The sequence below is a fragment of the Microbacterium karelineae genome (assembly GCF_009745985.1).
Taxonomy (GTDB): Bacteria; Actinomycetota; Actinomycetes; order Actinomycetales; family Microbacteriaceae; genus Microbacterium; species Microbacterium karelineae.
Genome location: NZ_WFIX01000190.1, coordinates 304,000 through 324,592 on the forward strand (window position 1 = coordinate 304,000; position 20,593 = coordinate 324,592).

18 protein-coding genes are annotated in these 20,593 nt (G+C 70.5%); 8 read left to right on the forward strand and 10 right to left on the reverse strand.

Features of this window, described 5'->3' with window-relative positions; all coding sequences use genetic code 11:
* Positions 1-15 precede the first annotated feature (15 nt).
* On the reverse strand, positions 16-1,443 hold the full coding sequence (locus GB932_RS14590) for a CCA tRNA nucleotidyltransferase (protein WP_156761417.1): 1,428 nt from the start codon (positions 1,441-1,443) through the stop codon (positions 16-18).
* 117 nt (positions 1,444-1,560) lie between these two features.
* Here GB932_RS14590 and GB932_RS14595 point away from each other — a divergent pair, with 117 nt between their 5' ends.
* The gene (locus tag GB932_RS14595; RefSeq protein WP_156761418.1) at positions 1,561-2,613 is read left to right on the forward strand and encodes a zinc-dependent alcohol dehydrogenase family protein; all 1,053 of its coding nucleotides are present in this window, start codon (positions 1,561-1,563) and stop codon (positions 2,611-2,613) included.
* Positions 2,614-2,716: 103 nt separating this feature from the next.
* Here GB932_RS14595 and GB932_RS14600 read toward each other — a convergent pair whose 3' ends face one another.
* On the reverse strand, positions 2,717-3,139 hold the full coding sequence (locus tag GB932_RS14600) for an organic hydroperoxide resistance protein (RefSeq protein WP_156761419.1): 423 nt from the start codon (positions 3,137-3,139) through the stop codon (positions 2,717-2,719).
* 56 nt (positions 3,140-3,195) lie between these two features.
* On the opposite strand from GB932_RS14600, the gene GB932_RS14605 reads away from it, so the two are divergent.
* The gene (locus GB932_RS14605; protein ID WP_156761420.1) at positions 3,196-4,734 is read left to right on the forward strand and encodes a DUF7059 domain-containing protein; all 1,539 of its coding nucleotides are present in this window, start codon (positions 3,196-3,198) and stop codon (positions 4,732-4,734) included.
* Between the two features lie 9 nt (positions 4,735-4,743).
* Here GB932_RS14605 and galK read toward each other — a convergent pair whose 3' ends face one another.
* Positions 4,744-5,943 (reverse strand): galactokinase, encoded by a 1,200-nt coding sequence (gene galK / locus GB932_RS14610; protein ID WP_156761421.1) that lies wholly within the window; start codon positions 5,941-5,943, stop codon positions 4,744-4,746.
* Positions 5,940-7,136 carry a galactose-1-phosphate uridylyltransferase gene (gene galT, locus GB932_RS14615; protein ID WP_156761422.1) on the reverse strand — a complete coding sequence of 399 codons (1,197 nt, stop codon included), beginning with the start codon at positions 7,134-7,136 and terminating at the stop codon, positions 5,940-5,942. Before galT ends, galK begins: the two co-directional genes overlap by 4 nt.
* Before the next feature lie 182 nt (positions 7,137-7,318).
* Here galT and GB932_RS14620 point away from each other — a divergent pair, with 182 nt between their 5' ends.
* A complete protein-coding gene (locus GB932_RS14620; protein ID WP_156761423.1) occupies positions 7,319-9,415 on the forward strand; it encodes a DUF6049 family protein in 2,097 nt (698 codons plus the stop codon).
* Positions 9,412-11,004: a murein biosynthesis integral membrane protein MurJ gene (murJ, locus tag GB932_RS14625; protein ID WP_156761424.1), complete on the forward strand. Its 1,593-nt coding sequence runs from the start codon at positions 9,412-9,414 to the stop codon at positions 11,002-11,004. The genes GB932_RS14620 and murJ overlap by 4 nt, the downstream gene beginning before the upstream one ends.
* Before the next feature lie 6 nt (positions 11,005-11,010).
* On the opposite strand, the gene GB932_RS14630 is transcribed toward murJ, so the two are convergent.
* Positions 11,011-11,589, reverse strand: coding sequence for a TetR/AcrR family transcriptional regulator (locus GB932_RS14630; protein ID WP_156761425.1), 579 nt, complete (start codon positions 11,587-11,589; stop codon positions 11,011-11,013).
* 98 nt (positions 11,590-11,687) lie between these two features.
* Here GB932_RS14630 and GB932_RS14635 point away from each other — a divergent pair, with 98 nt between their 5' ends.
* Positions 11,688-12,071, forward strand: a complete 384-nt coding sequence (locus GB932_RS14635) for a hypothetical protein (protein WP_156761426.1) — start codon at positions 11,688-11,690, stop codon at positions 12,069-12,071.
* Positions 12,072-12,290: 219 nt separating this feature from the next.
* Here GB932_RS14635 and GB932_RS14640 read toward each other — a convergent pair whose 3' ends face one another.
* From GB932_RS14640 to GB932_RS14655, 4 genes are all read right to left on the reverse strand, one after another.
* Positions 12,291-14,282, reverse strand: coding sequence for a beta-galactosidase (locus tag GB932_RS14640; protein WP_156761427.1), 1,992 nt, complete (start codon positions 14,280-14,282; stop codon positions 12,291-12,293).
* 89 nt (positions 14,283-14,371) lie between these two features.
* Positions 14,372-15,703, reverse strand: a complete 1,332-nt coding sequence (locus tag GB932_RS14645; RefSeq protein ID WP_156761428.1) for an ABC transporter substrate-binding protein — start codon at positions 15,701-15,703, stop codon at positions 14,372-14,374.
* A 43-nt stretch (positions 15,704-15,746) separates the two neighbouring features.
* Complete coding sequence (locus GB932_RS14650) at positions 15,747-16,667, reverse strand: carbohydrate ABC transporter permease (RefSeq protein WP_156761429.1); 921 nt, start codon at positions 16,665-16,667, stop codon at positions 15,747-15,749.
* Position 16,668: 1 nt separating this feature from the next.
* On the reverse strand, positions 16,669-17,598 hold the full coding sequence (locus tag GB932_RS14655; protein ID WP_156761430.1) for a carbohydrate ABC transporter permease: 930 nt from the start codon (positions 17,596-17,598) through the stop codon (positions 16,669-16,671).
* A gap of 95 nt (positions 17,599-17,693) precedes the next feature.
* Here GB932_RS14655 and GB932_RS14660 point away from each other — a divergent pair, with 95 nt between their 5' ends.
* The 3 genes from GB932_RS14660 to trxA all read left to right on the forward strand — a co-directional run bounded on the left by GB932_RS14660 (position 17,694) and on the right by trxA (position 20,154).
* A complete protein-coding gene (locus GB932_RS14660; RefSeq protein WP_231916222.1) occupies positions 17,694-18,725 on the forward strand; it encodes a LacI family DNA-binding transcriptional regulator in 1,032 nt (343 codons plus the stop codon).
* A 113-nt stretch (positions 18,726-18,838) separates the two neighbouring features.
* Positions 18,839-19,801 (forward strand): thioredoxin-disulfide reductase, encoded by a 963-nt coding sequence (gene trxB / locus GB932_RS14665; protein ID WP_156761431.1) that lies wholly within the window; start codon positions 18,839-18,841, stop codon positions 19,799-19,801.
* Positions 19,802-19,830: 29 nt separating this feature from the next.
* The gene (gene trxA, locus GB932_RS14670) at positions 19,831-20,154 is read left to right on the forward strand and encodes a thioredoxin (RefSeq protein WP_156761432.1); all 324 of its coding nucleotides are present in this window, start codon (positions 19,831-19,833) and stop codon (positions 20,152-20,154) included.
* Positions 20,155-20,205: 51 nt separating this feature from the next.
* Here trxA and GB932_RS14675 read toward each other — a convergent pair whose 3' ends face one another.
* The gene (locus GB932_RS14675) at positions 20,206-20,556 is read right to left on the reverse strand and encodes a tryptophan synthase subunit alpha (RefSeq protein WP_156761433.1); all 351 of its coding nucleotides are present in this window, start codon (positions 20,554-20,556) and stop codon (positions 20,206-20,208) included.
* Positions 20,557-20,593 lie beyond the last annotated feature (37 nt).

Sequence of the window (20,593 nt, forward strand, 5' to 3'; positions counted from 1 at the left end):
CCAGACGAACGGTCGTCACTCCTGCTCGGCCCACCACTCCCGGAGGCGCCGCTCGGCCTCATCCTCGCCGAGCGGGCCCTCGTCGAGCCGGAGCTCGAGCAGGAACCGATACGCCCTGCCGACCGCGGGGCCGGGGGAGATGTCGAGGATGTCCTGGATCCGGTTGCCGTCGAGGTCGGGACGGATCGCATCGACCTCCTCCTGTTCGCGCAGCTGCGCGATGCGGGTCTCGATGTCGTCGTAGGCCGCCGCCAGCCGGTTCGCCTTGCGGCGGTTGCGCGTCGTGACATCGGCGCGCGTGAGGATGTGCAGGCGCTCGAGCTCGTCGCCCGCGTCGCGCACATAGCGGCGCACGGCCGAATCGGTCCACACGCCCTCCGCATAGCCGAAGAAGCGCAGGTGCAGCTCGATGAGCTTCGCGACCGATGAGATCGTCGCCGTGTCGTACTTCAGCTTCTGCAGGCGCTTCTTCGCCATGCGGGATCCGACGACATCGTGGTGGTGGAACGTCACGGCGCCGCCCGGCTCGAGCTTGCGGGTACGCGGCTTTCCGATGTCGTGCAGCAGGGCTGCGATGCGCAGCGCGACATCGGGCTCGGCGTCCGGACTGCGCTCCTGCTCGAGATCGATCGCCTGGCGCAGCACCGTGAGCGAGTGCTCGTAGACATCCTTGTGGTGGTGGTGCTCGTCGACCTCGAGCTGCATCGCCGAGATCTCCGGCAGGAACTCGTCGGCGAGGCCGGTCTCGACCATCGTGCGCACGCCCCGGACGGGATCCTGCTCCCGCATCGTGCGGCTCAGCTCGGCCTGGATCCGTTCGGCGCTGACGATCTCAAGCGTGCCGCGGAGATCCTCGATCGCCGCACGGGTGCCGTCGTCGAGGTCGAATCCGAGCTGCGCGGCGAAACGCGCTGCGCGCAGCATGCGGAGCGGGTCGTCGCCGAAGCTCACGCGCGGATCGATGGGGGTGCGCAGGACCCCGGCGACGAGGTCCTCGACGCCGCCCGTCGGATCCACGAGCGTGACGGATGGGACCCGGAGCGCCATGGCGTTCACGGTGAAGTCGCGCCGGGAGAGGTCGCCCTCGAGAGTGTCGCCGAACTCGACCGTCGGCTTGCGGGTGGTGCCGTCGTAGCTGTCGGCGCGGTAGGTCGTGATCTCGACCTGCTCGCCCGTGATGCGCGCGCCGATCGTGCCGAAGGCGCGGCCGATGTCCCATTGCGCCGACGAGATCGGGGTGACGATCCGCAGGATGTCGTCGGGGCGGGCGTCGGTCGTGAAGTCGAGATCGTGGGTGACTCGCCCCAGCAGCGCATCGCGCACGGGGCCCCCGACGACCGCGAGGTCGAAGCCGGCGTCCGCGAAGGCGCGCGCAAGCGCGGCGACGACGGGGGACTGCGCGAGGTCGCCGAGGCGCGCGAGACCGGCGGCCATGTTGAGCATGGAATCCAGGGTAGTGGGGACGGCTGAGCGGCCCGTCCGGCAGCCGGGTGCCCGCAACACGATGCAGTCGATCCGGGCGCCCGATCCGCAGGCCCCGTGGCGCGGTACCGTCGAATGATGCGCGCAACCCTCATCCACGGCGAACGAGACATCCGATCCGAGCAGGTCGCCGATCCCCGACTCAGCGGCACGGGGAAGGACGCGATCGTGCGCGTCACGGCCGCCTGCGTGTGCGGATCCGATCTGTGGCCCTATCGCGGCGTCACCCCGACCGACGAGCCGCGGCGCATCGGACACGAGTTCGTCGGCGTCGTCGAGGAGGTCGCCGACGGGGTCGCGGAGGTGAAGGTCGGCGACTTCGTCATCGCGCCCTTCTACGACTGCTGCGGCGCGTGCGCCAACTGCCGGAACGGCTTCACGACGTCATGCCTCGAGCTCGGGTGGTTCGGATCCCAGGATCACTGGGGTCACGCGACCGACGGCGCGCAGGGCGAGCTCGTGCGCGTCCCACACGCCGACGGCGCCCTCACGATCGTGCCGGGCCAGCCCGACGCATCACTCATCCCGAGCCTGCTCACGCTCAGCGATGTCTTCCTGACCGGCCACCACGCGGCCATCTCGGGCGGCGTGACGCGCGGATCCACGGTCGCGGTCGTCGGGGACGGGGCAGTCGGCCTGTCCGCCGTGCTCGCGGCCAGGCGCCTCGGCGCCGAGCGGATCGTCGCCATGAGCCGCCACGAATCGCGCCAGCAGGTTGCGGTCGAGTTCGGCGCGACCGACGTCGTCGCCGAGCGCGGCGACGAGGGCATCGGGGCGCTCAAGGACATGTTCGGCGGGATCGGTCCCGACGCCGTACTCGAGTGCGTCGGCACGAAGGAGTCGATGGACCAGGCCCTCCGCTCGGCCCGCCCCGGCGGACAGGTCGGCTTCGTCGGCGTGCCGAACGGCGGGCCCGAGCTGCCGATGCGCACGATGTTCTCGACGAACGTCGGCGTGCGCGGCGGCGTCGCCCCGGTGCGGAACTACGTCGAGGAGATCCTCCCCGAGGTGCTCGACGGATCGCTCGCCCCAGGGCGCGTCTTCGACGACTCCTTCGCCCTCGCGGACGCCGCCGAGGCGTACGCCGCGATGGACGAGCGCCGCGTCATCAAGGCGCTGCTGCGGCCGTAGTCACGCTCACCAGCACAACGCAGTCGATTCCCGCAGCAGCGCCCCGGATGGGGCGGAACACGGCCTGCCGCGCCGAGATCGACTGCGTTGTGTTCAGGGGGAGTCAGTCGTCGACGACCGTGATGGCGACGGGGATGTTGCCGCGGGTCGCGTTGCTGTAGGGGCAGACCTCGTGGGCGGCGTTGGCGAGCCCCTGCGCGACTTCCTCCTCGACGCCGGGGATCACGACCTCGAGCTCGACGGCCAGCGAGAATCCGCCGTTCCCGTTGGGTCCGATCGACACGCGGCCGCCGACCGAGGATCCGTCGATCGCGACCTTCTGGCCGCGGGCGACGACCTGCAGCGCCGAGTGGAAGCAGGCGGCATACCCAGCCGCGAAGAGCTGCTCGGGGTTCGCGCCGGCGCCGGATCCGCCCATCGCCTGGGGGACCGCGAGGTCGAGGGCCAGATCGGATCCCGCGACCGCGACGTGTCCGTCGCGTCCCGCGCCCGTGGCCAGTGCTTCTGTCGTGTAGAGAACGTCCATGCCACCAGCCTTCCGCGCCAGGAGGGGATCCGGGTCGACGCAGGTGGGAACTCTCTATGAACGAGAATGGATCCGTGCTGAACCCGGATCCGTCCCTCTGCCAGGCGCTGGCCGCCGATCTCGCGGCCGCGAACTTCCGCTCGGAGGCGCTGCGCGCCGCGTGGGGCGTGGAGGCCGACGACGCGCTGGGCCGATACCTGCGCACGCCCGCCCTGCGGCGCCTCGGCGATCGTGCGGATCCGCCCGCCGTCCTGGCGCGACTGCTCGTCCTCGGCGTCGCCCAGCCGGTCTCCCACGTCGATCGAGCGCTGCCGCGCACAGGATCCGCGGGGCTGGCGGAGCTCGGGCTCGCCGCCATCGACGGGCACGCCGTGGCGCCCACCGCGACCCTGCGTCCCCAGTCGTTCCACGACGATCGCGGCCCCGGGGAGTGGTGGGTCGCCGCCGACCTCGATGAGCTCGCGCTCGGCGGAGGCGCCCTCGCGGAGGATCACGTGCTCGGAGTGGGCGGTGCCTCGCTCACGCTCGCGGGGCTGCAGCTGCCGACGCCCGCGCGGCGCGTGCTCGATCTGGGCACGGGCTGCGGTGTGCAGGCGCTGCGCGCGAAGCGGTACGCCGACGAGGTCGTCGCGACCGACATCTCGGCGCGCGCCCTCGCGTTCACGCGCATCAATGCGATCCTCGACGGCTCCGACGGGATCTCCACGCGCGCCGGCTCCCTCTTCGCGCCCGTCGCGGGGGAGCGGTTCGACCGCATCGTGTCGAACCCTCCGTTCGTCATCACACCGCGCGCGAGCGGCGTCCCCGCGTACGAGTATCGCGACGGCGGCCTCGTCGGCGACGCCCTCGTGCAGCAGGTGATCGCGGGCGCGGGGGAGCACCTCGTGCCGGGCGGCGTCGCGCAGCTCCTCGGCAACTGGGAGTCGGTCGGCGACGCCGACGGCCTCGACCGCGTGCGCGCATGGGTCGAGGCGTCGCCTGTGCCGCTCGACGCATGGGTCGTCGAGCGCGAGCGGCTGAATCCCGTCGAGTACGCCGAGATGTGGATCCGCGACGGCGGCACCGCGCCCGGCAGCCCCGAACACGACCGCCTCCTGACCGCATGGCTCGACGACTTCGAGGCCCGCGGGGTGAGCGCGGTCGGCTTCGGCTATGTGCTGCTGCGCCGCGCCGAAGGGGATCCGACGCTCGCCCGATACGAGCGGGTCCCGCAGCCCATCCCGTCCGAGGGATCCCTGGGATCCCATCTCGCCGACGCCGTCGCGGCGCACGACGCGCAGGTCGGGCTCGACGACGACGCGCTCGGCGCATGCGCCCTGCGCGCCGCGGGCGACGTGACCGAGGCGCGCCACCACACCCCCGGCGCGGAGAACCCGACGATCATCGAACTGCGCCAGGGCGGCGGCTTCGGCCGGTCGCTCCAGGCGGATCCTGCCCTCGCCGGACTCGTCGGAGCCAGCGACGGCGAGCTGACGGTCGATCAGATCATCGGCGCGCTCGCACAGCTGCTCGAGGTCGAGGAGACGTCGCTGCGTGCGTCGCTCCTGCCCGCCGTGCGCTCGCTGCTCGTCGACGGCTTCCTGCGGTTCGGGTAGCGCCGCTCCCTACGCGTCGCGCAGGACGCCGTGCGACGGGGCGACCGTGAACTGGTGGGGTGCTCCGAATCCTGCCCGCTCGAACGCGGCCGCGACGGCCGCCTTCGTCTCGTCGATGCGGTTCTGCTCGACGAGGGCGATCGCGGCGCCGCCGAAGCCTCCGCCCGTCATCCGCGCGCCGACCGCGCCCGACTCGAGGGCGGCCGTCACGGCGGTGTCGAGCTCGGGAACCGAGATCTCGAAGTCGTCCCGCATCGACACATGCGACGCGACGAGCAGCCCGCCGATCGCGCGCGGCCCCTCCGAGCGCAGAGTGTCAACGGTGTCGAGCACGCGCTGGTTCTCGGTCACGATGTGCGCGACGCGGCGGAAGGTGACGTCGTCGAGCACCGCCTTGGCGCGGTCGAGGTCGCCCGTCGTGAGATCGCGCAGGGCGGGGACGCCCAGCTCGCGCGCCCCGCGCTCGCAGGACTCGCGACGCTCGCGGTAGCCGCCCGTCGAATGCGAGTGCGAGACCTGCGTGTCGATCACGAGCACCCGCAGGCCCTCGCGGGCGAAGCCCAGGTCGACCGGCTGGGTCTCGAGAGAGCGGCAGTCGAGGAAGGTCGCCGCGTCGTTCTGGCCCATGATCGAGGCGACCTGATCCATGATGCCCGTCGGCGCCCCGACCGCCTGATTCTCGGCCGTGCGGCCGATCTTCGCCATGTCGAGCGGCGTGAGGCCGAGCTCCCACAGGTCGTCGAGCGCACCCGCCGTCGCGCCCTCGATCGCGGCGGACGACGAGAGGCCGGCCCCGATCGGCACATCGGACGCGATGGCGATGTCGACGCCGGGGATCTTCGCGAGCGCGCTGCCGTCGGCGGCGAGCGCCGCCCACGCGACGCCCAGAGGGTATGCGGCCCATTCGGGGACGGCCCCGCTGTGCACGGCCTCGCCCGCGGATCCGCCGAACAGCGCCGGCAGCTCGACGATCGCGACCTCGACCGGGTTGCGGTCGAAGGTCGACACGACGCGGATGATGCCGTCTCGGCGGCGGCCGACGGCCGCGAATGTGCGGTACTCGATCGCGAACGGCAGGACGAAGCCCTCGTTGTAGTCGGTGTGCTCGCCGATGAGGTTCGCGCGGCCGGGCGCGGACCACACGCGCTCCGGCGCGGATCCCGTCAGTTCGCGGAAGAGGTCCGCTGCGCTCTGTGCCGTGGGGGTCATGCGGTCACCTCGCCGACGTTCGCGATCGCCTCCCGGAGCCGGGCCGCTCCCGTCTCCGGCGGGATCTCGGCCGTCCAGGCGCCCATGGCGGCCTCGGATCCTGCGAGGAACTTCAGCTTGTCGGCGGCGCGACGCGGCGACGTGAGCTGCAGGTGCATACGCACGCTGTCGCGCCCGACGGCGACGGGCGCCTGGTGCCACGCCGCGATGTACGGCGTGGGTGTGTCATAGAGCGCGTCGACACCGCGCAGCACGCGCAGGTAGACGCGGGCGAGCTCGTCGCGCTCGGCGCTCGTGAGCTCGGTGAAGTCGGCGGCGTGGCGGCGCGGGACGAGGTGGATCTCGACGGGCCAGCGCGCAGCGAAGGGCACATAGGCGACCCAGTGCTCGCTCTCGAGGACGACGCGGGGGCCTGCGAGCTCGAAGTCGATGATACGGGCGAAGAGGTCGGCGCCCTCGCGCTCGATCTGGCGCAGGAGCGACTGCGTGCGCGGGGTCACATACGGGTACGAATAGATCTGGCCGTGCGGGTGGTGCAGGGTCACGCCGATCTGTTCGCCGCGGTTCTCGAAGGGGAACACCTGCTGCACGCCGGGGAGCGCGCTGAGCGCCGCCGTGCGGTCCGCCCAGGCCTCGATGACGGTGCGGGCGCGCGTGACCGACTGCGTGCCGAACGATCCGGTGCGCTCCGGGCTGAAGCAGACGACCTCGCAGCGCCCGATCGCGGTGCGGGTGCGGCCGAGGCCGGGAGCCTGGAGGTCGGCGAGGCCCTGGGGAGCGTCGTCGCCCGCGGGAACGTCGCCCGTCGCGCGGGCGAGCGCCGGGCCGAGCGACGGCGAACGGTTCTCGAACACCGCGACGTCGTACAGGGCGGGGACCTCAGACGGGTTCGTCTCGCTCTGTGGGGCGAGCGGGTCGAGCTCGGCCGGCGGGAGCATTGCCCGGTTCTGACGGTTCGCGGCGATCGTGATCCACTCGCCCGTCAGGATGTCGCGGCGCATCGTCGCCGTGCCGGGGCGGGGATCGAGGTCGCGCGCATCGATGCGGCGCTCAGCCGACAGCTGCGTACCCGGGTCGTCGAAGTAGATCAGCTCTCGTCCGTCGGCAAGCCGTGCGGGGCGCTTGACGACACCGCCGTCGAGCTCGATCGCGTCGGCTGCGGCGGTGACCTGGATTGCTGCGTCGTCGGGCATTCCCTGTGTCCTTGTGGGCGCGGAGGCGGGTGATATACGTCGATCCTATCGGCGTCGGCCGACCCTCCCTGCACCGCGCGCGTCAGCGGTCCAATCGTTATGCGCCGCGCGGGTGCTCCCAGGCGGGACACACGCGCGTCCGTAGAATCACAGGCGGCCGCTCGTTCGCGCGGCCCCCTCCTATGGACTCCTCGACTGCCTCCCCGCTCCGCGGCCGCGCCCGCCGCGCCGTCGCCCTCACGGGTGCGCTCGTCGCGCTCGTCGGCTGGGCGGCACCGGCCGCCGCCTCTGAGGCGAGGGGACCGGTCGCACCGCTGACCGTCGCGAATGTGGACGATGCGCCCGACGCGGAGATCGCGCCCCTCACGATGGAGCTCGATGCGGGCGGCGTCGCGACGGGATCCTCGCTCGGCGTGACCCTTCAGGTCGCGAACTCCTCGTCCGAGGAGATCGCCGCGGCGGCGGTGACGGTCTCGCTCGGCGACGCGCTCGACGACGCGGATGCGATCGCCGCCTGGCTCGATGGATCCGCGGACACGGCCCGCGACGAGGTCGAGTCGCTGTCGACGCAGTCCCTGCCCGCCGGCACCTCGCAGACCATCACCGGCGCTCTGCCGCTCGGCGACATTCCTTCCGGCGTATACCCCGTCGTCGCCGAGTTCGACGGGGGAGAGGCCCCGGTCGAGGCGCGCGGGCTCATCATCGTCACGGGAGCCGAGACGCCGGAGGTGGGCGTCGTGGTGCCCATCGCGGGCCCGGTCGCGACCGACGGCGTGTACACGGCGCGGGCGCTCGCGACCCTCACCGGGGAAGAGGGCCTCCTGACGGCGCAGCTGGATGCCGTCGACGGCACGGAGGCGATCCTCGCCGTCGATCCGGCGATCGCCGCCTCGATCCGCGCCCTCGGGGACACCGCGCCCGCCGAGGCCATCGAATGGCTCGACCGCCTGCTGTCGCTCGAGAACGACCGATTCGCGCTCCAGTTCGCCGACGCCGACGTGACGCCGCAGATCGAAGCGGGCCTGGACGCCCCGCTGAAGCCGACGCACCTCGGTGCATACCTCGATGAGAATATAGTGGCGGCATCGGACGAGCCGATCACGCTCCACTCCCTCACGACGATCTCGCCGACCGTGCGCACCGAGCTCTTCTGGCCCACGCCGGGATCCGCCGGCGACGACGTCGTCGCCGCGCTTGCGGACGGCTCGGACGCCCGCGTGATCGTCCCGGCATCGTCCACGACCGACGGCGCTGCGCGTCTCGGCGACGACGCCCTGGCCTACGACGACGCCCTCTCGGATCGGCTCCTCGAGATCGCCCGCGCGTCGGATCCCGTGGTGCGCGCGCAGGCGATCTCCGCGGCCACCGCCGAGGTCTGGCTCGCGGCCTCCGAGTCCGACCAGCCGCTCCTGCTCGCGCTCGATCGGATGGGTTCCGACGCCCTCACGACCGACTCGGAAGGCGCCACGATCGTCGACGCCGAGCTCGAGATGTCGGCAGAAGGGCTCGCCGGTGCCGTCGATGCGGTCCTGTCGACTCCCGCCCTCACGGGAGCGACGCTCCGCGACGTGCTCGACGCGGCGCACGGATCCGTTTCGCTGTCCGACGTCCCACCCGACGAGGAGCGTCGCGCCGCCGTCGAGGCGTATCTCGAGGACGAGCCGCAGATCGCCCACATCTCGAAGGCGCTCGAGAATCCCGCCCTGTTCACCGGGCAGGTGCGCGCCGAGCTGCTGCGGCTGCTGTCGGTCGGCTGGGCGACGAACCCCGAGGGCTTCGCGGAGCGCAGCGCCTCGCTCGCGGCGCTCGCCGACGACCGCGCGGTCGCGATCGACATCCAGCAGCCGGCGCCCGTGCAGCTGCTGAGCCCTGAGGCCCCCATGCCCGTCTGGATCCGCAACGACCTGCCCTACCCGGCGCGTGTGACGATCATCGCGACGCCCGACGATCCGCGCCTGTCCATCGACGAGCGCACGGAGGTCATCGCGCAGCCCGACAGCACCACCCGCGTCTCCATCCCGATCGAGGCGCGCGTCGGCAGCGGCGACGTGACGGTGCACTTCCGGCTCGAGGCCCGCACAGGCGAGCAGATCGGCCCGAACCGCGACATGGAGGTGACGGTGCGGGCCGACTGGGAGCGCATCGGCATCGGCATCCTCATCGCGCTCGTCGTCGGCCTGTTCGGCTTCGGCATCGTGCGCCAGGTGCGCCGACGGCGCCGCGATCGGGAGCAGGCCGCGGCGAATTCCGACGACGGCATGAAAGAGGGCGACGCATGAGCCTCGGTCGATCCAGCGCGATGATCGCGGCGGGAACGCTCGCGTCCCGGGTCACGGGGCTGTTGCGGAGCCTGGTGCTCGTCAGTGCTCTCGGCGCCCAGGGCAGGGCCGCTGACGCGTTCACGATCGCGAATCAGCTGCCGAACTATGTCTTCCAGGTGATCTCGACGGGCGTGCTCACGGCGGTGTTCGTCCCGCAGATCGTGAAGTGGTCGCAGGCGGAGGACAACGGACAGCGCCTCATCTCGAAGCTCTTCACGCTCGGCACCGTCGTGCTTCTCGCCGTCACCGCGGTGTCGGTCGCCGCCGCACCACTGCTGGTGGACTGGCTCACGAACTACGAGTCGAAGGCGCAGTTCGACCTCGCCGTGACCTTCGCCTACTGGTGCCTGCCGCAGGTGTTCTTCTACGGGATGTTCGCCCTCATCGGCGAGACCCTCAACGCGCGACGGATGTTCGCGCCCTACGCCTGGGCGCCCATCACCAACAACGTCGTCTCGATCGCCGGCTTCGGCCTGTTCATGTGGCTCTTCGGCGGGGCGCGCGGCGCGCTCGACGGGTGGCACGGCGGCATGATCGCGGTGATCGCCGGCACGGCCACCTTCGGGATCATCGCGCAGACGGTCGTCCTCGCGCTGTTCTGGCGGAAGACGGGCCTGCGGATGCGCCCGGACTTCCGGTGGCGCGGCATCGGCTTCGGCGAGCTGCGGAACCTCGCGGGGTGGAGCGTCGGCATGCTCCTTGTGGGTCTCGGGGTCTCGTTCGTCCAGCAGAACATCATCACGACCGCCTCGGGCGACAACGCCTCGTCGACGATCTGGTTCAACTCGTGGCTCGTGTTCATGCTCCCGTACTCGCTCATCGTGATGAGCATCGGCACCCCCTATTTCACACAGCTCAGCGAGCACGCGCACGCCGGGCGGCACGAGGAGGTGCGGGACGACATCGGTAAGTCGATGCGGATCCTCGGGCTCTTCATCGTCGTCGCTGCCGCAGCGGTGCTCGCGGCGGCGTTCCCTGTCTCGCGCGTCTTCGCGAACAGCCACGCGGAGGCCGGTGCGATGGGTCCCGTGCTGACAGCATTCGTCGTCGGTCTCGTGCCGATGGCGATCCTCTTCGTCATCCAGCGGACGTTCTACGCGTACGGCGACACCCGCACGCCCTTCTTCTTCACGCTCTTCCAGGCATCGATCGCGGTCCTCGGCGCGCTGCTCGCCTCGGCGCTGTTCGCCCCCGAATCCCTCACGGCCGGCGTCGCCCTCGTGCAGTCCGCGTCGAGCATCCTGCAGCTCGTCGTCGCGTGGATCCTCCTGCAGCGCCGCATCGGCACCTTCGGGTTCATCCTCACGCTGGCCGCATACCTGCGGTACATGCTCGCCGCGATCCCGGCGGGCCTCGCGGGCCTCGTCGTGTACTTCCTCGCCGGCGGCCCTGACGGCTGGATGGCATCGTCGAAGTGGGGCGGTGCCGGCGGCTGTCTCATCATCGGCGCCGTCTGCGTCGTCGTCTACGTCGCGCTGCTTGCGCTCTTCCGCTCGCCCGAGCTGAAGGCGGCGATCGGCCTCGTCCGCGCCCGCCTCGGACGCTGATCCGGGTCAGTCGCGCGCCAGTCCCCGCGTGACGGCGTCGACGATCCTGTGCGCAACCTCGCCCACCAGCGCGACTTCGCCCTGTCCCGCATATGCGGCCTGAAACGCCTCGAAGAGCGCCGCACCGGTCAGCGCGCGAGCGAGCGAGCGCGTGTCGACCGCACTCGAGATCCGGGTGGAAGCGACCTCGGCGTCGAGATAGGCCCGCACGAGCAGGGCCGGCCCCTCCGGTCCAGCACCCATCTCGGCCATGCTCTCACGATGTGCGTCGCGAAGGCTCGGGCTCCCGAAGATCGACGCCGCCATCGGAAAGCTCTCGACGTAGAACGAGACGAGCGCCGACAGGAGCGTCCGGAGATTCTCCTCGACCGAGCCTGCACCGACGAGATCGAGCGGATCGGGAAGCGGCGGCATCCTCTCATTGAGCACGGCGACGAAGAGCTCCTGCTTGCTCGCGAAGTGCTTGTAGAGCAGGGCCTCCGAGCATCCGGCGGCCCGCGCGATCTCTCGGGTCGTCGCGGCAGCGACGCCCTTCTCGGTCATCACGTCGGCTGCCGCACCGACGATGCGATCCCGTGTGTTCATTCCGCTCTCCCTGCTCGCCGACCGTCCGGCGTCTTGACAGTACGGCACATACGGCCGATCCTTGGTGAGTGATCACTCACTAACCACCAAGGAGCGGTATGGACACCATCGACATCTTCCGATTCGCGCTCCTCTTCGCGCACATCGTCGGCCTCGCCGCGATCGTCGGTTCGTACATCCTGCAGATGCCGTGGAAGCGCGGCTTCGACTTCCTGCCCCTCGTCATCGGCTCCATCGTCACGATCGTCACGGGGAACGCGCTCATCGCGGTACGTGAGGTCGGCGATCTCGGCGTCGACGAGCTGAAGATGATCGTCAAACTGGCGCTCGCGATCATCGTCGGCGCTCTCAGCGTGGTCGGATTCATCCGCTCACGACGGCTCCGGAAAGCGAACGCGGACGACGCCCGGCTCAAACCCGTGATGCTCGCGATCGGGCTCGTCGCGATGGCGAACATCGCGGTCGCGCTGTTCTGGCGCTGAGCCCTCGATATGATCGCACCAGATCGCCTTGGGGGAGGTGAGACGGTGCGACGAGCAGCCGGCGAGTCCGCGGCCACGCTGGCCGCTGTGCTCCTCCTCGCGGCGGCCGCGGGCGCCCTGCTCATGGCGGGCATCACCATCGCGGCCTACCGCCGCCGCAGGTGACGCCCACGACGACGCCCCGCCCCGTCGGAACGAGACGGGGCGGGGCGTCGACCCCTATGCCCGCACGACCGCGACGCCGCGCGCCGCCAGCTCCGCGGATCCGTGCAGGAACGCGCCCGCGACGCCGTCCAGCGACACCGGTTCATCCGTGCGGTTGATGTAGAAGTCGAACCGGCCCGCGGCGCCTCGGCGCGACGCGAGCTCGACGGATCCGCGGAGCGGCTCGGGCAGCTCGGGCGCGACGCCCGCTCCCGCAAGCAGCTCCGGGACGAGGCGCGCGAGCCCCACGACGCCGAGCCGCGTCGACACATACGCCGCCGATCCGGATCCCACCGGCCGGCGCGTGACGGCCGCGCCCAGTTCGTCGTGCTCGTAGCTGGCGAGGATCTCGACGTCGTCCGCGACGACGTCGACGGGCTCGCTCCACACGGATCCGCTCGCGCCGTTCGACAGCGCGACCCCCTCGCCCTCATACAGCGGACGGAACTCCTCGACGCGCACGCCGAGCAGCTCGCGGAACGCACCGGGGTAGCCGCCGAGCCACACATGGTCGTTCTCGTCGACGATGCCCGAGAAGTACGTCGTGACGAGGTGCCCGCCGCCCGTCGCGTAGGCCTCCAGCCGATCGCGCAGGGCGGCCGGCACGCTGTAGAGGACGGGGGCGACGACCATCCGGTAGCCCGCGAGATCGGCGTCCGTCGGCACGACATCGACGCGCACGCCGGCGTCGACGAGCGCCGTCCACCACTCGAGCGCCTCGCGGCGGTAGCGCAGGAGCTCGGTCGGGTGCGAGTCGAGCTCGGAGCCCCACCACGAATGCCAGTCGAAGAGGATCGCGACCTCGGCGGGCTCGCGATCAGATCCGACGACGTCGCCCAGGCCCTGCAGGATCCCGCCCAGGCCGACGACGTCGCGGAACAGGCGTGTGTCCTCGCCGCCGTGCGGGACCATCGCCGAGTGGTACTTCTCGGCACCCGCCTCGGATTGGCGCCACTGGAAGTAGCAGACCGCGTCGGCTCCGTGCGCGACGTGCGTCAGCGAGTCGCGCACGAGCTCGCCGGACCGCTTCGGGCGGTTGACGGGCTGCCAGTTGACGGCGCTCGTCGAGTGCTCCATGAGGAACCACGGCCGGTGCCGGGCCACGCCGCTCGTGATCGCCGCTGAGAAGGCGAGCTCGTCCCGATCCTGCGTGACGTAGTGGTCGTTCGAGACGAAGTCGATCTCGCGCGCCATCGCGGCGTAGTCGGCGTGGCGCGTGTCGCCGACGATCATGAAGTTCGTCGTGACGGGGATGTCCGGGGTGATCCGGGTGAGGATCTCGCGCTCCGCGACGAGGTGATCCGTCAGCGCGTCCGACGAGAAGCGCAGGAAGTCGAGCTGCTGCGTCGGGTTCGGGAACGATGCGGCGAGGCGCGGCGGGAGGACCTCCTCGAAGGATCCGTACGCCTGCGACCAGAAGGCCGTGCCCCACGCGTGGTTGAGCCCCTCGATCGTGTCGTAGCGGGCGGCGAGCCACGCGCGGAACGCGCGCGCCGCGTCGTCGGAGTAGTCGTAGGCGTTGTGGCAGCCGAGCTCGTTGTTCACGTGCCACGCCACGATGCCGGGGTGGGATCCGTACCGCTCGGCGAGCTTCTCGACGAGCGTGAGCGCGTGCCGGCGGAACACGGGCGAGGTCGGACGCCAGTGCTGGCGCGCCCCCTGCGAGAGGGTGTTCCCCTCGGCTGTCACCGGGAGGACCTCGGGGTGCGCCATCGTCAGCCACGGCGGCGGCGACGCGGTCGCGGTGGCGAGGTCGACGCCGATGCCGTTGTCGTGCATGAGGTCGATCAGCTCGTCGAGCCACGCGAAGTCCCACGTGTCGGCGTTCGGCTGCAGCTTCGCCCACGAGAAGATCGCGACGGACACGACGTCGACGCCGGCCTTCTTCATGAGCCGCACATCGTCGTCCCACACCTCGCGGGGCCACTGATCGGGGTTGTAGTCGGCGCCGAACGAGATGCGCGGCGCGGTGCCGTCGGGCGTGCGCAGCCAGCGGTGGTTCTGCATGTGTGTTCTCCCGTGATGGGTCGCCAGGAGACGTCGGTGCGGGGTGCCGACGAATGTCGTCTCCTGGCGACCCTCTCGATGTGGGCGGGTTATTCGAGCGTGAAGCCCTGGTCGGTGCCGTAGGTGACTAGGGCGTCCTGCCAGGCGGTGAGGCCGTCGGCGATCGTGCCGTCGCCGTTGTAGGCGGATCCGATCGAGTCGTTGAAGACGCTGTTCGCGTACACCTGATACGGCAGGTACTGCCAGCCCTCGACGACGTTCGCCGACGACTCCGCGAGCACCTCGTTCGCCTTCTGTCCTCCGAAGTACTCGAACTCCTTCGCGAGGAACTCCTCGGATTCGAGGTCGGCGACCGTCGACGGGAATCCGCCGCCGTCGATGCGCAGCTGCACGCCGTCGCCGTTCGCGGCGAACTCGAGGAAGTCGTATGCGAGGGCCTTGCTCTCGCTCGCCTCCATGACGCTCATCGCGCTGCCGCCGTTCTCGGCCGTCGCGGATCCGCCGTCCTCCCACTGCGGCATGGGCGCCACGCGCCAGTCGCCCGCGGCGTCCGGCACGCCCGTCTCGAAGTTCCCGGGCATCCACGCGCCGATCGTGAGCGTCGCGATGGTGCCGTCCCCGAGGCCCTGGTACCACTCATCGCTCCACGACGAGATGGGCGCGACGAGGTCCTCCTCGAGCAGCTGCTGCCAGAAGCCGGCGAACTCGGCGGAGCCGGCGTCCTCGAGGTCGATCGACACGTTCGTCCCATCGGCCGCGAACGGCTGTCCGCCGGCCTGCCAGATCAGCGACGTCGTGAAGCCGGCGTCGCCCGTGTCGTTCGTGATGTACATGTCGGGGTCGGCCTCGTGCAGCGCGCGGGCCGCCTCGAGGTACTCGTCCCACGTCGTGGGCACGTCGATGCCGTGCTCGGCGAAGACGGCCTCGTTGTAGAACAGCGCCATGGGGCCGGAGTCGAGCGGCAGGCCCCACACCCCGTCGTCTCCGTACGTGACGGCGCCCCAGGGTCCGGGCGCGAAGGCGTCGGCGATGCCCTCCGCGCCGAACTCCGCGAGGTCGGCGAGCGACTCGCCGATCGCGAACTGGGGGAGCGCGTAGTACTCGACCTGCGCGAGGTCGGGCACACCGGATCCCGCCGTGATCGCGTTCTGCAGCGCCGTGTACTGGTCGTTGCCCGTTCCGGCGTTGACGACCTCGATCGTCACGTCGGGGTTCGCGTCCTCGTAGGCGGCGGCGATCGTCTCGACGGTCGGATCCCAGGCCCAGACGGTCAGCTCGCCGCCCTCGGCGGCCGCCTCGTCGGGGTCGCCGGCGGATCCGCCGGATCCGCCCGAGCACCCGGCGAGCGCGAGGGCGGCGACGCCGGCGAACGCCGTGCCGGCGAGCGCGCGGCGACCGGTTCTGGTGGTGAAGAAGGTCATGTTCACTCCGTTGTGTGTGGTGGTGAGGGTAGGGGGAGAAGAGTCATTCTTTGACGGATCCGGCGGCGAGGCCGGACTGCCAGAAGCGCTGCATGAACAGGAACGCGACGATGAGGGGGACGATCGTGAGGAGGGATCCGGTGAGGACGAGATCGAAGATCGCCTCGCCTCCCGCGGTCGCGGCCTGCGCGTTCCACTGGTTGAGGCCGAGGATGAGCGGGTACCAGTCGGCATTGCGCAGCATGATCAGCGGAAGGAAGTAGTTGTTCCATGTCGCGACCATCGTGAACAGCAGCACCGTGATCGTGCCGGGCGCGAGCAGCGGCATGCACACCTGCCAGAAGGTGCGGAACTCGCTCGCGCCGTCGATGCGCGCAGCCTCCATGAGCTCGGCGGGGATGGCCTCGCTCGCGAACGTCCACATGAGGTAGAGCCCGAACGGCGAGATGAGCGAAGGGATGAGCACCGACCATGGGGTGTTCGTGATGCCCATCTCGCTGAACATGAGGAAGGTCGGCACGGCGAGCGCGGTCGGCGGCACGGCGACGGCGCCGATCACGACGGCGAAGACGACCTTGCGGCCGGGGAAGTCGAACTTCGCGAGCGCGTATCCCCCGAGGATCGCGAGCAGCGTGGCGCCTCCCGCGCCCACCCCGACGTACAGCAGCGTGTTCGCGAACCAGCGCAGGAAGATCCCGTCGTCGTAGCTCACCGCGCGGCCGATGTTGTCGAAGAGCGCGAACTCGCCGCCGAACCACAGCCCGAAGGTCGAGAACAGATCCGACTGCGTCTTGGACGCATTGATGAAGAGCCAGACGAGCGGGATCAGCGAGTAGACGAGCACGATGCCCGTCAGGATCGTGAGGAGGAGGCTGCGGCGCGGCTTGTCGATGGTGCCGAGCCGGGAGCGGCGCTGCGTGCGGGTCGCGCGGGTGCGCAGTGTGACGAGGGCGGTCGTGCTCATGTCAGGCGTCCTTCCGCATCCCGCGCAGCTGCACGACGTAGGCGATGATCATCGTGATGACGCCCATGATGATCGCGACGGTCGCCGAGTAGTTGAGCTGCTGGCCCTGGAAGGCGAGCGAGTAGGCGTACAGGTTGGGCGTGAACGAGGTCGTGATCGAGTTGGGCGCGAGCGCCTGCATGATGCTCGGCTCGTTGAACAGCTGGAAGCTGCCGATGATCGAGAAGATCGTCGCGATGACGAGCGCGCCGCGGATCGCGGGGAGCTTGATGGCCGTGATGACGCGCATCTGGTTCGCGCCGTCGATCGCCGCGGCCTCGTAGAGCGAGGACGGGATCACGCGCAGCGCCGAGTAGAAGATGAGCATGTTGTAGCCGAGGAACTCCCATGTGACGACGTTGCCGATCGCCGCGAGGATCAGCTCGGGCGAGAGCAGGTTCGGCAGGTCGATGCCGAAGAAGCTCTCGAGGTTGCCGACGAGACCGAAGCGGTCGCCGTACATGAAGCCCCACATGAACGAGGCGACGACGGCGGGCACCGCATACGGCAGGAAGATCGACAGCCGGAAGAAGCTGCGTCCGTAGAGTCGGCCGCTGTCGATCGCGAGCGCCGCGAGGAGCGACAGGAACAGCATGACCGGCACCTGGATCACGAGGAACAGGCCCACGCGGAGCGCGCCCTGCCAGAACTGCGCGTCCTGGAAGGCGCGGACGTAGTTGTCGAGGCCGACGAAACGGGTGCCGCCGACCATCTGCGTGTGGAAGAGGCTGAGCCAGAGCGCGTAGAGGATCGGTGCGATGAACACGAGCGCGAACACGAGCGCGAACGGGGCGAGGAATCCCCAGCCCGTCCATCGACCCCGCGCGCTCCGACGCGGCCGTCGTGGCGCCGTCGGCGCGGCCGCCCGGGCCGCCTGCGACATCACCGTCATAGTCTTCCTTCGCTCCGATGCGTGGGATGTGTCTACTATGTTTACGCAAACATCGTGGACTACGCTACCCCAGTGACGAAGTTGTCAGAATCGTGATGAACGCCGACAGCCCCAGAGCCTCCGCGCCCGGCCGCCGCGCCCGCGTGTCGATGGCGGACGTCGCGGCGCATGCCGGCGTATCGGCGCAGACGGTGTCGCGCGTGGCGAACGGCACGGGCACCGTCGTCCCGGCGACGCGCGACCGCGTGATCCACTCGATGAACGAGCTCGGCTATCGTCCGAACAGCGCCGCGCGCGCCCTCAAGCTCGGATCCTTCCGCACGATCGGCGTCCTGTCGCAGACGCTGTCGACGATGGGCGATGTGCGCACGATCGAGGCGATCTCGCTGAGCGCGGCCGACGAGGGCTACGCCACGACGCTCATCCCCGTGCATGCGACGGGCCTGGCCGACGTGGATCGCGTGTTCTCCCGCCTGCAGGAGCTCGCCGTCGACGCGCTCATCCTCAACCTCGAGGCCCCACAGCTCGCGCACGCCGCCGAGATGCTCCCACCCGGCGTGCCGGCCGTGTACATGGACCCGGATGCGCCCGGCGCCGAGGTCATCGTCGACACGGATCAGGTCGGCGGCGCCCGGCTCGCGACGCAGCACCTGCTCGATCTCGGGCACGACACCGTCTGGCACATCGCCGGACCCGCCTCGTCGCGGCCGGCTGCGCGCCGCGTCGCCGGCTGGCGGGAGACGCTCGCCGCCGCAGGCCGCGACGCCCCCGAGCCGCTGCGGGGCGACTGGAGCGTCGAGTCCGGCTATCTCGCGGGCCGCACGTTCGCGGGCCGTCCTGACGTCACCGCCGTCTTCTGCGCGAACGACCAGATGGCGCTCGGCATGTACCGCGCCCTCGCGGAGGCGGGGCGAACCGTCGGCGGCGACGTCAGCGTCGTCGGCTTCGACGACACGACCGACGCGCGCGGCTACGGTCCGCCCCTGACCTCCGTGCACCACGACTTCGGCGACGTCGGCCGCCGCTGCGTCTCGGCCGCCCTTGCGCTCGCCCGCGGCGCGACTCCCGATCCGCTCTCGATCGTCGGCACAGAGCTCGTGGTGCGCGAGAGCACCGCCGCACGGTAGCCGCCCGCGCCACGGACCGTCTTCCTCCGTGTGGTAACACCAGGTCATCGGGAATACCCGGCCCGTAGCATGGGTTTCAGCAGTCAGACACACGCCTGAGGGAGGCACGACACGTGCGAGACGTCATCATCATCGGATCCGGACCGGCCGGGTGGACCGCCGCGATCTACGCCGCGCGCGCCAACCTCGCGCCGCTCGTCGTCGCCAGCCAGGTGGAGATCGGCGGCGAGCTGATGAACACCACCGAAGTCGAGAACTTCCCCGGCTTCCCGGAGGCCGTCATGGGCCCCGACCTCATGGCCAAGATGCAGCAGCAGGCCGAGCGCTTCGGCACCGAGGTCTCGTACGACGACGTCACCGAGCTCGACCTGTCGGGCGAGATCAAGAAGGTCACGCTCGGATCCGGTGCCGTCGAGGAGGCGCGCTCCGTGATCTTCGCGACGGGATCCGCGTACCGAAAGCTGAACGTGCCACGCGAGGATGAGCTGTCCGGCCACGGCGTCTCGTGGTGCGCGACGTGCGACGGCTTCTTCTTCCGCGAGAAGGAGATCGCGGTCATCGGCGGCGGCGACTCGGCGATGGAGGAGGCCACGTTCCTCACGAAGTTCGCGTCGAAGGTGTACCTCGTGCACCGCCGCGACGAGTTCCGCGCCTCGAAGATCATGCAGAAGCGCGCCCTCGAGAACGAGAAGATCGAGGTGATCTGGAACAGCGAGGTCGCCGAGCTGCAGGGTGACGCGGCCCTCACCGGCATCGTGCTGCGCGACACCGTGACGGGCGACACCCGCGAGCTGCCCCTCGACGGGCTGTTCATCGCGATCGGCAACGACCCGCGCACCCATCTCGTGCACGACAAGCTCGAGCTCACGAGTGAGGGCACGATCGCCGTCGACGGGCGCTCGTCGCGCACATCGGTCCCCGGCGTCTTCGCCGCGGGCGACGTCGTCGACCCCACCTACCGCCAGGCCGTGACGGCCGCCGCGAGCGGCACCGTCGCGGCGCTCGACGCCGAGCACTACCTCGCGGCCCTCGACGACGCCGAGAAGGCCGTCGAAGAGGCCGTGACGGCCGCCTGATCCCGACGCTTCGACATCAAGGAGACATCATGAGCGCACCGGCAACGACAACCGCCACGTTCGAGCAGGACGTCCTGACGGCCGACGGGCCCGTTCTCGTCGACTTCTGGGCCGAGTGGTGCGGCCCGTGCCGCATGGTCTCGCCCGTCCTCGACCAGATCCAGGCCGAGAACGCCGACAAGATCACGATTGTGAAGCTCAACGTCGACGAGAACCCCGATCTCGCGATGAAGTACCAGATCACGTCGATCCCGGCGATGAAGGTCTTCAACAAGGGCGAGGTCGAGACGACCATCATCGGCGCGAAGCCGAAGCAGGCCCTCGAGCAGGACCTCGCGGCCTACCTCAAGTAAGGCTCCGCCCTCGCAGCGCCCGCCCGGATCTCCGGGCGGGCGCTGTCGCGTTCAGCCCTCGCCGAGCACACGCACGACGGAGTCCCAGCGGCGATGCGTGTTCTCGGATCCGAGCATGTCCCGCACGGCGGGTGACAGTTCGGGGTACTGCGCGGCGATCTGGCGCAGGAGCCGCTGGTTGCGCGCGTGCGTCGGGCGCAGACCGCCGTCGGCCTCGATGTGCTCGGCGCGCAGCGTGAAGACGACGAGCTCGTCGACCGTCGGGAGATCCTCCATGAAGTCCCAGGGATCCTCACCCCCGCGCAGGCGCTCGTGGACCAGCGTCGACAGCTCGTCCTGCGCCTCGGCGCGCAGCACCTCGACGCTCGCGCGCCGGGGGAGGAGGGGATCCGAGAAGTTCACCCCTCCAGGCTACGCGCGGCCGCGTGGGCGGGCGCCG

Excerpts from the sequence above, each read along its gene's own strand:
- GB932_RS14590 (WP_156761417.1), bottom strand. The coding sequence starts at position 1,443 with ATGCTCAACATGGCCGCCGGTCTCGCGCGCCTCGGCGACCTCGCGCAG.
- GB932_RS14595 (WP_156761418.1), top strand. The coding sequence starts at position 1,561 with ATGCGCGCAACCCTCATCCACGGCGAACGAGACATCCGATCCGAGCAG.
- GB932_RS14600 (WP_156761419.1), bottom strand. The coding sequence starts at position 3,139 with ATGGACGTTCTCTACACGACAGAAGCACTGGCCACGGGCGCGGGACGC.
- GB932_RS14605 (WP_156761420.1), top strand. The coding sequence starts at position 3,196 with ATGAACGAGAATGGATCCGTGCTGAACCCGGATCCGTCCCTCTGCCAG.
- galK (WP_156761421.1), bottom strand. The coding sequence starts at position 5,943 with ATGACCCCCACGGCACAGAGCGCAGCGGACCTCTTCCGCGAACTGACG.
- galT (WP_156761422.1), bottom strand. The coding sequence starts at position 7,136 with ATGCCCGACGACGCAGCAATCCAGGTCACCGCCGCAGCCGACGCGATC.
- GB932_RS14620 (WP_156761423.1), top strand. The coding sequence starts at position 7,319 with ATGGACTCCTCGACTGCCTCCCCGCTCCGCGGCCGCGCCCGCCGCGCC.
- murJ (WP_156761424.1), top strand. The coding sequence starts at position 9,412 with ATGAGCCTCGGTCGATCCAGCGCGATGATCGCGGCGGGAACGCTCGCG.
- GB932_RS14630 (WP_156761425.1), bottom strand. The coding sequence starts at position 11,589 with ATGAACACACGGGATCGCATCGTCGGTGCGGCAGCCGACGTGATGACC.
- GB932_RS14635 (WP_156761426.1), top strand. The coding sequence starts at position 11,688 with ATGGACACCATCGACATCTTCCGATTCGCGCTCCTCTTCGCGCACATC.
- GB932_RS14640 (WP_156761427.1), bottom strand. The coding sequence starts at position 14,282 with ATGCAGAACCACCGCTGGCTGCGCACGCCCGACGGCACCGCGCCGCGC.
- GB932_RS14645 (WP_156761428.1), bottom strand. The coding sequence starts at position 15,703 with ATGACCTTCTTCACCACCAGAACCGGTCGCCGCGCGCTCGCCGGCACG.
- GB932_RS14650 (WP_156761429.1), bottom strand. The coding sequence starts at position 16,667 with ATGAGCACGACCGCCCTCGTCACACTGCGCACCCGCGCGACCCGCACG.
- GB932_RS14655 (WP_156761430.1), bottom strand. The coding sequence starts at position 17,598 with ATGACGGTGATGTCGCAGGCGGCCCGGGCGGCCGCGCCGACGGCGCCA.
- GB932_RS14660 (WP_231916222.1), top strand. The coding sequence starts at position 17,694 with ATGAACGCCGACAGCCCCAGAGCCTCCGCGCCCGGCCGCCGCGCCCGC.
- trxA (WP_156761432.1), top strand. The coding sequence starts at position 19,831 with ATGAGCGCACCGGCAACGACAACCGCCACGTTCGAGCAGGACGTCCTG.